Genomic DNA, 13,892 nt, shown 5'->3' on the forward strand with positions numbered 1-13,892 from the left:
TAATCTAGACACAAGGAGGTCCGCTGCCTATATCCAGATATGCCCATCATTCGGGCAATTCTGGATATGCTTTCCGCTTAAAGCATCAAGAATAAAGGTGACATCTACACATATGTCCAGGCGAGATCTCGACCTCTTGGGGGTCTTTTTTTGCGCATATATCCTTTGCTTGTACGCATCTAGTGTGAAACAGGCAACCCTTTGGAAGGTTGACGGGGCTTGGAATCTCTCCTCGCGGTATCATGCGGACCCTTTTGCCCTTCCCCACGCTTGGGATGGCCTCTAGCAGGCTAACGGTGTAGGGATGCTTGGGCCTGGAAAATATATCGTCTTTCGACCCAATCTCCATAATTTTGCCAAGATACATCACTGCCACATGGGAGGCCATGTAATCTACCACGGCAAGGTTATGGGTTATAAACAAATAGGTCAAGTCAAAGTTTTCCTTAAGTTCGCACAGTAAAGCCAGCGTCCTTGCCTGAACAGATACATCAAGTGCGGACGTAGGTTCGTCTAGGACTAAAAATTTGGGCCTTAGGACCAAAGCCCTGGCTATTGCTATCCTTTGGCGTTGCCCTCCGGAAAACTCATGGGGATAGCGAAACATATGCTCCTCGCGCAAGCCGACGCATTCCAGTATCTCCTTGATCCTCAAATATATCTCCTCTGCGGAAAGTTTGTAATGAATCTTCAAACCCTCTCCCACGATATCCTTTATTAACTTTCTCGGATGCAGTGAGTTGTAAGGGTCTTGCTGAACAATCTGCATCTGTTTTCTATATTTGATCATATCTTTGGATTTAAGCGAAGTTATGTCTTGGCCGTCGAAAAAGACCTTTCCGGAGGTTGGATCGATCAATTTAAGTATCACTCGACCAAGCGTGCTTTTACCAGAGCCTGATTCGCCGACGACGGCAAATATCACACCCTTAGGAATTTCCAAAGAGATGCCGTTAATCGCTTTAACCTGAAGCGGCTTCGACAGCATTGACTTCTTAATTTCAAAGTATTTTTTGAGATTTTCGACCTTTATCAAGGCTTCCAAGCCTAACCCTCCTTAGAGTCGTCGGAATATAGATGGCATGCGACGAAATGGTCCGGTTTTACTTCCCTAAGATCGGGGAGCTCTACGCGACATCTGTCGAAACAAAATTCGCATCTGGGATGAAACCTGCATCCAGGAGGAGGAGAGACGAGGTCCGGAACAGAACCTGGGATGCCCCTTAAAACCTTTGAAGCTCCTATGATTGGTATGGAATTGATAAGACCCTTGCTGTAGGGGTGCAGGGGGCTTTGAAAGACCTCCTGCGAATCGGATACCTCTATGACGTTTCCGGCGTACATCACCGTTATCCTATCGCAAAACTCGGAAGCTATTCCAAGGTCGTGGGTTATCAAGATGACGGCATTTTTCCCCATCCTAACTAGCTCATCTAGCAGTTGAAGTATCTGTGCCTGAATTGTGACGTCTAATGCAGACGTAGGTTCGTCAGCGATCAAGAGTTTAGGTTTTACCGCAAGCGCCATAGCTATCATCACCCGCTGGGCCATGCCGCCGCTCAATTCGTGGGGATAGAGCTCCATGGACCTCTTCCAATCGAGACCCACCATCTCAAGGCTTTCAGGTACTTTTTTATAAGCTTCATCCATACTAATATCGTTGCTGTGAGCAATTGCTTCCGCTATTTGAAATCCCACTTTAAAGACAGGGTTAAGGGCAGATACGGGCTCTTGAAAGATCATGGAGATCTTTTTGCCGCGAACCGACTTGTCCATCTCTTCTTCCGACATCTTCAAGAGGTCTAACCCCTCAAATACTATCTCGCCATCCGTTATCTCTCCAGGAGGATCTATGAGCCTCATTATAGAAAGAGCGGACACGGACTTACCGCAACCCGTTTCCCCAACTATGCCTAAGCGTTCCTCTTCGTTAAGCCATAGCCTTACTCCATTAAGCGCTTTGATAGTTCCCCTGTAGGTATGAAACATGACCCGCAAATCTGAGACATCAAGTAGCCTCTTCATAAACCAATTACCTCCTGATCCTCGGGTCCATGATGTCGCGAATGCCGTCGCCAAGCAGATTAAAGCCCAAGACCACCAAGGCTATAAACAGTCCAGGAAAGGTCGATATCCACCACTGATCGACAAGGTAGCTTCGGCCATCGCTCACTATTGCGCCCCATTCGGGCGTAGGAGGTTGTGCACCCAGTCCCAGAAAGCCTAAACCGGCTGCGGTAAGGATGATGGATCCCATCCTCAAAGACAGCTGCACTAAGACGGGAGACATGCACATGGGCAATATATGAAGAAGAAGTATGCGTAGGTTGCCGGCACCCAATGCCCTTATGGCTTCAATGTATGGCAATGACTTGATCTTCATGGCCTCCGCACGCGATAATCTGGCGATAACGGTCCAACCCACCAGGGATATGGCTATTATGGCATTAAACACGCCGCGGCCAAGCATAGCCGACAAGGCCATGGCAAGGATGAGGTTGGGGAAGGCCAAGAATATGTCGGTGATCCTCATCAGTATCTCGTCGATGACGCCACCGAAATAACCTGCCGTAATGCCAACTGCAATCCCTATCGCCCCACTGATGACAGTCACAAGCAAAATGATGCCCACTTCAATACGGGCACCGTATATCACTCGGCTAAAGATATCCCTTCCGAACTGATCTGTCCCAAATATATGTTCAAAGCTTGGGGAAAGCAGGGCTTGAGAAAGATCGACCTTCACGGGATCGTAAGGTGCAATTAGGGGAGCAAATACAGCTATCGCTATGAAAAAGACGATGATAACTGTGCCTATCATGGCCAACTTGTTCTGTCTCCATAGATAAAGAGTATGCTTCCAATCCTCAAGCATAAGTTTGCGCCTTGAAACGACGATATTAGAGCCTTCAGTTTCCAAAGTACATACCTCCTAAACTCTCATCCTGGGATCGAGTGCAGCATAAACGATGTCGACCACTAAGTTGACCAGAGAGTAGACCACTGCAACGAATAAAGTGCCTCCCATGATGGCGGGGTAATCCAGGAGTAACAGCGAATTTACTATGTATCGACCAAGGCCCGGCCATCCAAATATGGTCTCTGTCAGGACGGCCCCTTCAAGCAGTCCGCCAAACGTCAATCCTATTATGGTCACTACCGGAATTAACGCGTTGCGCAAGGCATGCCTGTATATCACGAGCTTTCTTCCAATTCCCTTTGCCCTGGCCGTCCTTATGAAATCCTGCCTCAAGACATCAAGCATGCTGGAACGCATGATCCTTGCGATAGAGGCCGTAGAGGAATACCCGAGCACGACAGCAGGTAGTATTATATGCAAAAGAGCATCCTTAAAAGCTCCAAAATCCCCCGCAAGCAATGAGTCCATCAACAAAAGACCCGTTACCCTGGGTGGGACAACGGTGAATATGTCCACGCGTCCGCTTCCCGGCAACCAACCCAAATGATAATAAAACAAGATCAACAGCAAAAGCCCGGTCCAAAAGACTGGCATAGATACCCCCAATATCGAAAAAACCCTACAGAAGTGATCTATTAGTTTGTTTCTGTGTACTGCCGAAAAAATACCGAGTGGCACCCCCAACAACACGGATATTAAAGCAGCAACTATAGCAAGTTCAAGTGTCGCAGGAAAAAACTCGGCTATATCCTTTATGACAGGCCTGTTGCTCTTGATGGACACGCCCAAATCTCCTCTTGCAGCGCCGGTTATGAAATCTACAAATTGATCGAACAGCGGCTTATCCAGGCCCAATCGTCTTGTCATGTCCTCGACGACATCCAAGGGGGCATTTCCACCCAGGATGGCTCCAACCGGATCGGCAGGTATTGCCCTCGCCACCACAAACACGACAACGGAAACCCCGAAAAGGACGACGAGCATTAAAAATAGCCTCTTAATGATGAAGGTTTCAAGCCTCATTCAGATTAAACCCCCACAAACTTAAGAAGGGAAGGGAGGGATTTTACAAATCCTTCCCTTCTTAAGGTTTATTTTAGTAGATAAATGTCTTCGCGGTCACTTTTTTGTAATTTTCGTGAAATCGAAGGTTATGCTGTAGCCAGTAGCAGCCTCTTCAAACCCCATCACATTGTCCCTTACAACCCAGAAATCCAAAGGTTGATATAGCATTATAAAGGGGCTCTTTTTTATCCAGTATTCCTGAAGTGTTCTGTAAAGCTCAAGCCTGCGCGCTTGATCAAGTTCTTGTCCCGCCTTTTCGGCCAGATTAGCGGCGTAATCGTCATACCACATGGTTCTCCAGGCGAGCTGTTTTACCTTATAATTGGCAAACGGCTTTGCCAAAGCATCGGGATCCGGATAATCTATGCCCCATCCGGCCAAGATCATTTGGTGACCCTGCTGCCTAAATTTAGCGTACATCTCTGAAGCAGGCATAGTCGTGACATTGACCTTTATGCCAACCTCTGCGAGATTTGACTGGATTATAATTGCCTCGTCCGTCCTAATTTGCGTTGGGTTTGTCAAGAGTTCCACCTCGAAGCCATTTGAATATCCAGCTTCTTTAAGCAGCTGTTTGGCCTTAGCTAGGTCTTTTTTGTAGGGGTTCATCTCTACATATCCGAAATATCCGATTGGTATGAAGTTTTGATTGAGTATAGCAAAGCCCTTCATGACTGATTTAATGATGGCGTCATAATCTATGGCGTATTTGATGGCCTGAAGTACGCGCTCATCCTTGAAGGGCCCCCATTGGGCGTTCATCGCTACGTATTCGTTGGACTGAGACGGCACTGTCACTAATTTTATTCCCTTTTGGGGTGAGTTTTTAAGCTGGGCAGCCTGTTCCGTAGTTACCCTCCAGGCCACATCGGCGTCGCCTTTTTGAACCAATAAGAACTGGGTTGTAGCTTCAGGAACATCTTTGATGTAGATCTGTTTTATTGCAGGAATCCCAGCCCAATAGTATTTGTTCGCGCGAAGTAAAATATGGTCATTTCTCTTCCATTCTACTATCTCGTAAGGCCCGGCACCGGCACCTACTGATTTATCCAAAAGGTAAGCCTCTCCAAAGTCGCCATTGACCTCGTTTGCCATTACGACTTTTTTGTTTACGATGCCACCCCAAGAACCTCCAAGGATGGATAAAATTACGTTGGGAGCAAGAGGCTTGGTCTTTAACACGACCGTATTATCGTCCTGCTTAGCGATAGTTTCTTGCATGTTTTCCTTGGTCAGGCCTATTTCTTCCAACAACCAGGCAGGGGATTTGTTGATGCTCAAGAGCCTTTGGAAAGAAAAGACCACATCATCGGCCGTCACGGGATCTCCGTTAGAAAAGCGCGCATTTTTTCTTAGGTGAAATACGTACTTTGTACCGTTATCTAAGATATCCCACTTTTCAGCCAAGCAAGGAACAGGAGTCAAGACTCCATTAACAGGCTGGATCGATGTAAGCCCTGAATAGCCTGCTTCTGTAATCTGCGCCGCAAAAGTTTCATAACAGACGGCAGGATCCAAAGAGATCAGTATTTGAGTATCTGCGGCAATTACCAATGAGTCTTTAGGCGTCGCTGCAGGAGAGTTAGAGGCAAAGGTAAGAAGGCTTGATAACGCCAGAAACAAAATCATTACCCTTTTCCACATATATATACCCCCTCTTTAATCGGTTACCGAAATTCTAGCAAGATCTATACTGCGTTGTCAAAAATTTTAATACTAAATCTCAAATGCAACGAAGCAGTAATCGTATATAAAAGACGGCTTTTGTGCCCAGCTGCCGGGTATCTCACAAAAGCCGTCTTAAGTTATGATACAAGGAATATTTTTAATAGCATTAGCTTAACATATTATATTTATAAGCTATCAAAGCATAAGCTGCTACGCCCTTCCAAAGAACATCTTCGTCTATGTCAAACTTTGGGTGATGGTGGGGGAAGATCACGTTCTTCTCCTTATTCCCAATGCCAAGCTGCAGAAACGCCCCGGGGATTTTCTGGGTATAAAAGGCAAAGTCTTCGCCTCCCATCGTCATTTCCGCTTCGGCGACAGGCCCAAGCATGCATAAAGCTTCGGTAACGAAATCCACAAGGTCAGGGTTATTTATGAGCGGGGGATACGGGGCTCTAAATAACTCAAAGGAAGAATTGCAGCCCCATCCCTTTGCGTAATGTTCCGTAATGGATCGCATATGATCCATCAGTTTATTCCTTAAATCGGAATCAAATGTCCTCAAGGTCCCTCTCATCTTGACGGAATCGGGGATGACATTATAGCCGTTGCTGGCCTCCAATTGGGGTAAAGTTATGACTGCCGGAAAGAAAGGGTTGACAGCTCTAGAGATAAGCTTATGAAAGGCGTTATATATATCCGCAGCGGGGGCAGTCGGGTCATTTGTCAGATGAGGATGTGCTGCGTGCCCACCCTTTCCCGTGATGCATATCTCAAATCCGTCCGAAGAGGCCATCATAGGACCCTTTCTTGTAGCCAACACTCCAGAAGGAAGCTCTACCCACACATGGATACCAAATATGGCATCGACGTCATTCAGGTGACCTTCATCCATGACTTTTTTGGCGCCGGCTCCACCTTCCTCCCCGGGTTGAAACACCAATTTGACGGTTCCGACTAGATGATCTTTTAAACTGGATATTATTTTTGCTGCGCTCATGAGCATTGCCGTATGCGCATCATGCCCACAGGCATGCATCTTACCGGGAATTGTGGATTTATAGGAAACGTCGTTTTGTTCCTCCACGTTCAGGGCATCCATGTCAGCCCGCAAAGCGACAGTGCTTTTTGCCTTGCCGGTGTTACATTCAAGGATACCTATCACCCCTGTACCTGCAGCCCTTTGCGTTGCATAGCCGCAATCCCTCAAGAAGTTCTCCACAATTTCAGACGTCCTTTGTTCCTCAAACTTTGTCTCGGGATGCTTGTGAAAATCTCTGCGCATTTCCACGGTAAACCCCTGCAGTTCTTTAGCCATATCTACAATCTTCGCATCCAAACCACGTTCGCTCATGATGATCCCTCTATTCTTCGCGTATTTCTTACAACCTTATCGCAGCTCCAGGTCCCAAGGGTAACCCCAGATAGTACCAAACCACAGCCATTGCTGTCCAGGTAATAAGGAAGAGTAATGAATAAATAAAAGTACGTGATATGACGGTGCCAACTCCCACATCTTTTTTATATACGCTCGCAAAACCCAAAATGATTGGGAAGTAAGTAAAAAGCGGAGTAAATGAATTGGTACTGGAATCGCCAATCCTGTAAAGCAATTGTGTCCACTCAGGTGTGTATCCTAAGTAATACATCATCGGCACGATTACTGGAGCTAAAAAGGCCCACTTGGTCGAACCGCTTGACAAAAACAAATTAATAAATGTGGTTATCAATATTATGGCTATGAAAAGTCCAATGCCGGTAAAATGAGCCAACTCCAAAAGATGGGCTAACTTTATTGCGAGTATTGACGCCATGTTGGTGTAAGTGAATGTATAAGTAAAATTGGCTATCGGCAACATCACCACTATGTAAGAAGCCATGGTCTTCATGCTCTCGACCATGTAATTTATCATATCTGTAGGCTTTTTTACGGTACCAACGTTCTTGCCGTAAATCCATCCCGCAATCACAAAAAACACAAATAAAATGGGTATCATGCCATTAAAAAAGATGGAGGGAACTATAGTATTCTTAACGGGATCTCGTAGAGGCCCTCCAGGTATGATCGTTAACAAAAACATTAACAGGAAAAATATACCCGCTGCCAAACCTGCCTTCTTCATCCCAGCTATTTCTTTCTCCGTAAGGGGAGTTAAATATTCGTGAGGGACCTGAGCACGTTCATACTCTTCATCCCAAGAGGCCAATTTCGGCATTGCAAACTTTATGGTAAATATGGTACCTACAATGGTTATGACAAAGACGGAAATCACCATGAAAAAATAGTTGGCAGTAGGATAGACGTTGTAATTTGGGTCCACAATTTTAGCAGCAGTATTGGTTATTCCTGCTAATAACACATCCGTACCAGCTATGAATAAGTTTGCGGTAAATCCTGAGGCAGAAGCAACGTAACCCAGTATCAAACCAAATATTGGATCCTTTTTTCTCGCATAAAAAAGGGCTGCAGTAAGAGGCGGTATTATTACCGTTCCTGCATCTGAGGCCAAGTTAGAACATATACCTATGACGAAAATGGCTGGTATCATCAACTTATCCGGAACTGACGTAAGCGTTTTCATTATGGCCGGGATAAAGCCTGCTCTTTCCGCAAAGCCAGCCGCCATCATCATGACCAGGACCAATCCCAGTGGCGGGAATTTGGTGAAATTGCTGACCATGCTCGATAATATCCAATCTAACCCTTTTCTGTTCAATAAGCTTATAATTTCAATTTTCTCGTTACCCCCTGGCGCCACGGCAGATATGCCAGAAAAAACACCCGAAAGCACAATTACGAGAAACCAAAAAAACAGAAAGATCCAAAAAATGTGAGGTAATTTGTTACCAACCCGTTCGATCCATCCTACAAACTTCGTCAAAAGGCCATTGTTTCTTGCAGTCAACGCTATCCCTCCTTCAAAAGTTTAAAGTATTGTGATTGTGTGGCACTGTTCCTTGTATTATACGAAACTTATTTTTTATTTCCAATATGCTTGACACATTTGAAACCCAAGTTTATAATTCCGCTATTATTAAATTTTGGTTTTGGAGGGATGGTCATGTCCAAATTGGTAACGTGCATAGTTTGCGAGGGGAAAATTCAGGTTTCCGACGATCTTTTGGAGGGCGAAATTATAGTTTGTCCCGATTGCGGATCAGAGCTGGAAGTAGTCTCGCTCGATCCCTTGACGCTTGAAGAAGCGCCTGAAGTGCAGGAAGACTGGGGCGAGTAATGGCTAAGGTGTTTATGTTCTATTCGCGCCTGAGGACCGAGGAAAGGCTTCTGATTGAAGCAGCTAGGCAAAGGCAAATTCACTTCGAGCCGGTTGTCGTCTCCGACAGGATGTGGCCAAATGAGATAGGGGGTAAGGGAGACGTTGCTCTCTGTCGTTGCATAGGCCACGTCCAAAATCATGCCTTGGCCTTAACGGTGGAAGCAAGGGGCTTGATCACTATAAACCCTTCCAATGTAATGGAGATCTGCGGCAATAAGATTTCCACATCCACTAGACTTTCCATGGCAGGCATTCCTCAACCAGATTACGCAATAGCCTTTTCGCTCGAAGGTGCCCTAGAGTGTGCCCAAAAAATGGGGTACCCCGTGGTGTTGAAGCCTCCTGTCGGCAGTTGGGGAAGGCTTCTTGCTAAAGTAAACGACCGGGACGCCCTGGAGGCGATAACGGAACACAAGCTGCACCTTGGCTCCCAACACAGTGCCATTTATATTCAAAAATACATCGATAAAAAGGGCTTCGATATCAGGGCAACGATAATAGGGGGTATCCCGGTTTCTGCCATAAGGCGGTGCAGCGATCACTGGATCACAAATACGGCAAGAGGCGGTACAGCACAAAGCTATCCCCTTTCTGACGAACTAAAAAAACTGCTAAAACAAGTACATGAAGCAATCGGCGGCATGATGCTGGCCGTCGACCTGTTTGAGACCGACAGCGGGTGGCTCGTAAACGAAGTAAACGGACAGCCTGAGTTCAGAAGCTCGCAGGGAGACATAACCGGCGTCGATGTTGCAGGGCAAATCGTTGACATGGCTTGGTCGGCGGCATGCAAAGAAGGTGAAGGGGTTGTATAGGGCGGCCGTATGGGGAGCAAGCGGTATGGCAGGTGGAGAAGTGCTGCGCATCTTGGCACAGCACCCGTCCGTCGAGGTCGCATGTGCAGTATCAAACAGCAAAAAAGGGCAGTTCGTCTGGCAGGTTCACCCTCATTTGAGGGCTAATTTCAGCAATTTAGCGTTCTGTAACACGGACGAAGGCCTTTCGACGGCTGCAGACATAGCCCTTTTGGCGGTGCCACACGGCACGGCGGTACCCATAATTGAAAGCTGCCTGAAAAAGAACATGAAAGTTGTCGACCTTTCCGCCGACGTTAGGCTTTCATCGTCGAAAGATTACGAGGCATGGTATGGCCATTCACATCCCAACCCTGAATTGCTGTCGAAGGCAATTTACGGCCTGCCCGAGCTTCATCGAGATGACATAAGGGACGCCGTCCTGGTAAGTGGGGTAGGTTGCAACGCCTCCTGCTGCATCCTGGGCCTTTACCCCCTTGCCTTGATGGGCCTTATCGAGGAAGCGCGGATAGAGGTAAGGGTAGGCTCTTCGGAGGCCGGTGCCTCACCGACCATTGGGAGCCATCATCCCTACAGGAGCAGAACGCTTCGCGTGTTCGAGCCCTTTAGGCATCGCCATCTGGCTGAGATCTTGCAGGAACTTTCGCTAAAAGAAAGCGCGGTAACCCTGACCATGAGCGCCGTGGAGATAGTAAGGGGAGTGCAGATGCTGAGCCACATTCGCCTATCCCAAAAGATGAGCGAAAGGGACATTTGGCAAATTTATCGCAAGGCTTACGCAGGTAACCCATTTCTTCAGCTTTGTCCGGCCAAACCAGCTCATCTAAGGTTCCCTGACCCCAAGCTGGTCACGGGAAGCAACAATGCCATGACCGGCTTTGCCTTACATGAGGATGGGCGAAGGATGTTAGTCGTTACGGCCATCGACAACTTGATGAAGGGTGCAGCAGGGACCGCGGTTCAGGCAGCCAATTTGATGCTTGGCCTAGACGAGACGGAAGGGCTTACCATGATGCCTGTATATCCAGTGTAAATATTTTTCGAAGGGAGCACATAGCCATGGAATCTCAAGGACAGACTATTTCCAGGGGCGTTGTGAAAATAGGAGGTGCTAAGGGAAACAAATACGACAACCTCATAGGCGAGATGGCCGAAAGGTTGCGCAGGGGCGAAAGATGGGTATTGGTCCACGGGGCAAGCTCGTTTATGGAAGACCTCTCTAAGGAATTAAACATCGAGCCAAAATATGTAACAAGCCCGAGCGGATTTAAAAGCCGCTTCGTGAGCAAGTCGGACCTTACGCTGTTTCGTGCAGCCTGCTGTTTGTTTTCGGTTAGTCTCGTAAATTTATTTGGAAAATTTGGAATCAACGCCGTTCCGCTGTATCCGCCCGACAGCATTTCGGCCATCGCTACAAGAAAAGACTTTCTGCGTGTCCTGGAGGGAGGCAAAGTGCGTCTGATGAGAGGAAACTACAGCGGATATATCACCTCGTTTGTTAACGAAGAAATTTATTCCCTATGGGAAGCTGGAGCCATTCCCATACTTCCTCCATTGGCCGTAGCTGACGACGGCGAGTTTTTAAACGTAGACGGAGATAGGATGGCCGCGGCAGCAGCCGCATCACTAAAAGCGGACGTATTGGTAATTTTAAGTAACGTACCGGGACTGCTGAAAGTGCCTAACGACGCCAGCACTGCGATAAGAAGGGCATCTTTGAAAGACATGCCCGTCTTAGAAAACTACGCCTTGGGCAACATGAAACGGAAGTTACTGGCCGTTAAAGAGGCGCTCGAAGGCGGAGTAGGCTCCGTAATCATCGGAGACAGCAGGCAGGAAAGGCCGCTTAGCACAGCGCTTGATGGAAAGGGGACCGTCCTATGCAGGGACTTTATGGAAGCCGCGGTATAACTTTATCTGGCGGCCATGGGGCAATCGTAGAAGACGTCAACGGCAATGCCTATATTGATTTTTACTGCGGCAGCGGAGCAGCCTTGTTTGGACACTGCCATCCGTATTTAGTAAAAGCACTTAAGGAGGCTTCCGAAAAGCCGTGGACCATCGGTATAGGTATGGGTTCAGAGGCCAGAAGCAGGTTCATCGAGGCCCTCAGAGATATTTTCCCCGGGATGGATTGCTTCTTTTGTAACAGCGGTTCAGAGGCCATAGAGGCAGCGCTTAAATTAGTGACGTTTTTAAATTCAAAAAGAAAGAAGATATTTGCACTTCGGCGCAGTTTCCATGGACGAACCTTAGGAGCTTTGTCGATAACCTTTAATCCACAGTACAGAAACCCATGGACTCATGTGCTTTTGCCCGTTATTCATGCTGAACCAAACGAACTTCAGTCCATGATAGATGATGATACCGTAGCGGTGTTCGTCGAACCGGTCAGAGGAGAGGGAGGAGTCTATCCGCTTGACGAATCCCTGGGCAAAGGCATCGTCGAGGCTTGCAAGCGCCATGGAGCTTTGATAGTTAGCGACGAGGTTCAATGCGGATGGGGCAGATGCGGTGATTACTCGGTAAGCTCAAAGCGGGGATTGGATCCTGACATCATATGTTTTGCAAAGGGAGTGGCAGGGGGCCTCCCTGTGGGCATGATGCTGTGGAAAGAGGAGCTTGGAGGATTTCCTCCCTCCGGACACAGCTCCACCTACGGCGGCAGTCCTCTTGTAATGTCAGTTGCCCTGGCAGCTTTGACGCTGCTTCAAAATGAGGACTACATGGCCAAGGCCGTGAAGTTTGGAGAATTCTTTAGAGCGCTGCTCAAAAAGACCAATTCGCCCTTGGTTCGAGAGGTACGGGGCATGGGATTCATGAATGGCGTGGAGCTAACGGTAAAATCCGCACCTATTGTAAAGCAACTTCAAGATATGGGGCTTCTTGCCCTTCCGGCAGGGCCTTTTGTAGTTAGGTTCCTGTCGCCTTTCGTCGCAGAAAAGGAGCACTTTGAGAGGGCAGCTGATATGTTTGACGAAGTCTTAAAGAGGAATGAACATGGCTATGGCAAGTAAAGAAGCATCCCTGCTTTTCCATCTGATATCCATACCAAGCATCAGCGGCCATGAAGGCAAGGCGTGTTCCTATCTGGCAAGTCAGCTGCCTTCATTGGGATGGGACGATACATATATTGACGAGGCAGGAAACGTGGTGGCAAGCAGAGGAGACGGCAAAAATGAAATCGTTCTTCTAGGGCACATAGATACGGTCGAAGGGGGTCCTGAGGTTAAGATGGATGACGACTTCGTATGGGGACGCGGAGCGGTTGATGCCAAAGGCCCATTGTGCGCCATGGCCGTTGCTGGAGGTAGGGCAAAGCTTGACCCGGGATTTAAACTGACTTTGATAGCCGCGGTAGGGGAGGAGTCAAGCTCAAAGGGGACTCTTTATAGGATCCCTCTGCATTCACCTAAAGCCTGCATTGTTGGCGAGCCGTCAAATACTTATGGAATCACTATCGGCTACCGCGGTTGCCTTAAGGCGACAATCAAAGCCCAAGACAACGGAGCTCACAGAAGCGCTGACGAAGGCCCCCTAACTCACGTTACCCTTGCGGCGGCAGATATCTTAAATTTTATACGCCAAGAGAGCGAGGCCCTACAGCAAGCCGTGATATTCCGCCCCTCGGGGGCCATTATCTCCATGTCGGGCCGCGAAATGGGACGAAGGACCGCCGAAATTGAGATGGAGATACGCATACCGGTAGGAAGCACGCCAGAGCAATATACCTCACTGATAGAAAAGTGCACAAGAAAACATGGCGTTGAGTTTGAGATTATCTTTGCCATAAAACCCCACTTGGTGGACAAGGACAACCTCGTCGTAAGGGCTCTTCGCAAGGCCGTGAGAAACCATTACGGGACACCTCAGTTGTTCGTCAAAAGCGGTACAGCCGACTTCAATCATGCGGCCGCATGGAACTGTCCCCTTGCCGCGTACGGGCCTGGGGACAGTTCGCTAGATCACGGCATGGAGGAACACGTCTCTGTGAAGGATTACCTCAAATCGATCGATATCTTGGAAGCTGCGGTCTGCTCGATCATGTCCTACGACCTTGCTTGAGATTTCAAGATAAATAAGCGACAGTTTACTTTATATGCATGTTTACTTTAGACTGCTTTTGCCTCATAATGCATAGTGAAA

Annotated in this window: 13 protein-coding genes; 6 read left to right on the forward strand and 7 right to left on the reverse strand. The window is 47.7% G+C overall.

All coding sequences use genetic code 11. The features are described 5' to 3' along the window. Nucleotides 1-85 precede the first annotated feature (85 nt). The 7 genes from BUQ78_RS00595 to BUQ78_RS00625 form a co-directional block, all read right to left on the reverse strand. Nucleotides 86-1,045, reverse strand: a complete 960-nt coding sequence (locus BUQ78_RS00595; protein WP_074198965.1) for an ABC transporter ATP-binding protein — start codon at nucleotides 1,043-1,045, stop codon at nucleotides 86-88. Nucleotides 1,046-1,047: 2 nt separating this feature from the next. Further along, nucleotides 1,048-2,025, reverse strand: coding sequence for an ABC transporter ATP-binding protein (locus BUQ78_RS00600; protein ID WP_074198966.1), 978 nt, complete (start codon nucleotides 2,023-2,025; stop codon nucleotides 1,048-1,050). A gap of 7 nt (nucleotides 2,026-2,032) precedes the next feature. Further along, on the reverse strand, nucleotides 2,033-2,920 hold the full coding sequence (locus BUQ78_RS00605; protein WP_014806854.1) for an ABC transporter permease: 888 nt from the start codon (nucleotides 2,918-2,920) through the stop codon (nucleotides 2,033-2,035). A 12-nt stretch (nucleotides 2,921-2,932) separates the two neighbouring features. Further along, nucleotides 2,933-3,943, reverse strand: a complete 1,011-nt coding sequence (locus BUQ78_RS00610; protein WP_014806853.1) for an ABC transporter permease — start codon at nucleotides 3,941-3,943, stop codon at nucleotides 2,933-2,935. A gap of 96 nt (nucleotides 3,944-4,039) precedes the next feature. Then, on the reverse strand, nucleotides 4,040-5,629 hold the full coding sequence (locus BUQ78_RS00615; protein ID WP_074198967.1) for an ABC transporter substrate-binding protein: 1,590 nt from the start codon (nucleotides 5,627-5,629) through the stop codon (nucleotides 4,040-4,042). Nucleotides 5,630-5,819: 190 nt separating this feature from the next. Further along, complete coding sequence (locus tag BUQ78_RS00620; RefSeq protein ID WP_074198968.1) at nucleotides 5,820-7,007, reverse strand: M20 metallopeptidase family protein; 1,188 nt, start codon at nucleotides 7,005-7,007, stop codon at nucleotides 5,820-5,822. Between the two features lie 28 nt (nucleotides 7,008-7,035). Further along, the gene (locus tag BUQ78_RS00625; protein ID WP_014806850.1) at nucleotides 7,036-8,559 is read right to left on the reverse strand and encodes an AbgT family transporter; all 1,524 of its coding nucleotides are present in this window, start codon (nucleotides 8,557-8,559) and stop codon (nucleotides 7,036-7,038) included. A gap of 156 nt (nucleotides 8,560-8,715) precedes the next feature. Here BUQ78_RS00625 and lysW point away from each other — a divergent pair, with 156 nt between their 5' ends. Genes lysW through BUQ78_RS00655 form a run of 6 tightly spaced genes read left to right on the forward strand, consistent with a single transcriptional unit; the run spans nucleotide 8,716 to nucleotide 13,811 of the window. After that, entirely contained in the window at nucleotides 8,716-8,889 is a 174-nt protein-coding gene (gene lysW, locus BUQ78_RS00630) for a lysine biosynthesis protein LysW (RefSeq protein ID WP_014806849.1), read from the forward strand. Further along, complete coding sequence (lysX, locus tag BUQ78_RS00635; RefSeq protein ID WP_074198969.1) at nucleotides 8,889-9,746, forward strand: lysine biosynthesis protein LysX; 858 nt, start codon at nucleotides 8,889-8,891, stop codon at nucleotides 9,744-9,746. The genes lysW and lysX overlap by 1 nt, the downstream gene beginning before the upstream one ends. Continuing rightward, entirely contained in the window at nucleotides 9,739-10,779 is a 1,041-nt protein-coding gene (argC, locus tag BUQ78_RS00640; RefSeq protein WP_074198970.1) for an N-acetyl-gamma-glutamyl-phosphate reductase, read from the forward strand. Before lysX ends, argC begins: the two co-directional genes overlap by 8 nt. 26 nt (nucleotides 10,780-10,805) lie before the next feature. Continuing rightward, nucleotides 10,806-11,657 carry a [LysW]-aminoadipate kinase gene (locus tag BUQ78_RS00645; protein ID WP_074198971.1) on the forward strand — a complete coding sequence of 284 codons (852 nt, stop codon included), beginning with the start codon at nucleotides 10,806-10,808 and terminating at the stop codon, nucleotides 11,655-11,657. Beyond that, on the forward strand, nucleotides 11,627-12,763 hold the full coding sequence (locus BUQ78_RS00650; RefSeq protein ID WP_074198972.1) for an aspartate aminotransferase family protein: 1,137 nt from the start codon (nucleotides 11,627-11,629) through the stop codon (nucleotides 12,761-12,763). Before BUQ78_RS00645 ends, BUQ78_RS00650 begins: the two co-directional genes overlap by 31 nt. After that, complete coding sequence (locus BUQ78_RS00655) at nucleotides 12,747-13,811, forward strand: M20/M25/M40 family metallo-hydrolase (protein ID WP_074198973.1); 1,065 nt, start codon at nucleotides 12,747-12,749, stop codon at nucleotides 13,809-13,811. Before BUQ78_RS00650 ends, BUQ78_RS00655 begins: the two co-directional genes overlap by 17 nt. The last annotated feature ends 81 nt before the right edge of the window (nucleotides 13,812-13,892 follow it).

It is taken from the genome of Acetomicrobium flavidum (genome assembly GCF_900129645.1).
Classification (GTDB): Bacteria; Synergistota; Synergistia; order Synergistales; family Acetomicrobiaceae; genus Acetomicrobium; species Acetomicrobium flavidum.

Bases quoted from the DNA above. Each gene is read 5' to 3' on its own strand.
- BUQ78_RS00655 (WP_074198973.1), top strand. From the start codon at position 12,747: ATGGCTATGGCAAGTAAAGAAGCATCCCTGCTTTTCCATCTGATATCC.
- BUQ78_RS00600 (WP_074198966.1), bottom strand. From the start codon at position 2,025: ATGAAGAGGCTACTTGATGTCTCAGATTTGCGGGTCATGTTTCATACC.
- BUQ78_RS00620 (WP_074198968.1), bottom strand. From the start codon at position 7,007: ATGAGCGAACGTGGTTTGGATGCGAAGATTGTAGATATGGCTAAAGAA.
- BUQ78_RS00610 (WP_014806853.1), bottom strand. From the start codon at position 3,943: ATGAGGCTTGAAACCTTCATCATTAAGAGGCTATTTTTAATGCTCGTC.
- BUQ78_RS00645 (WP_074198971.1), top strand. From the start codon at position 10,806: ATGGAATCTCAAGGACAGACTATTTCCAGGGGCGTTGTGAAAATAGGA.
- BUQ78_RS00650 (WP_074198972.1), top strand. From the start codon at position 11,627: ATGCAGGGACTTTATGGAAGCCGCGGTATAACTTTATCTGGCGGCCAT.
- BUQ78_RS00615 (WP_074198967.1), bottom strand. From the start codon at position 5,629: ATGTGGAAAAGGGTAATGATTTTGTTTCTGGCGTTATCAAGCCTTCTT.
- lysW (WP_014806849.1), top strand. From the start codon at position 8,716: ATGTCCAAATTGGTAACGTGCATAGTTTGCGAGGGGAAAATTCAGGTT.
- lysX (WP_074198969.1), top strand. From the start codon at position 8,889: ATGGCTAAGGTGTTTATGTTCTATTCGCGCCTGAGGACCGAGGAAAGG.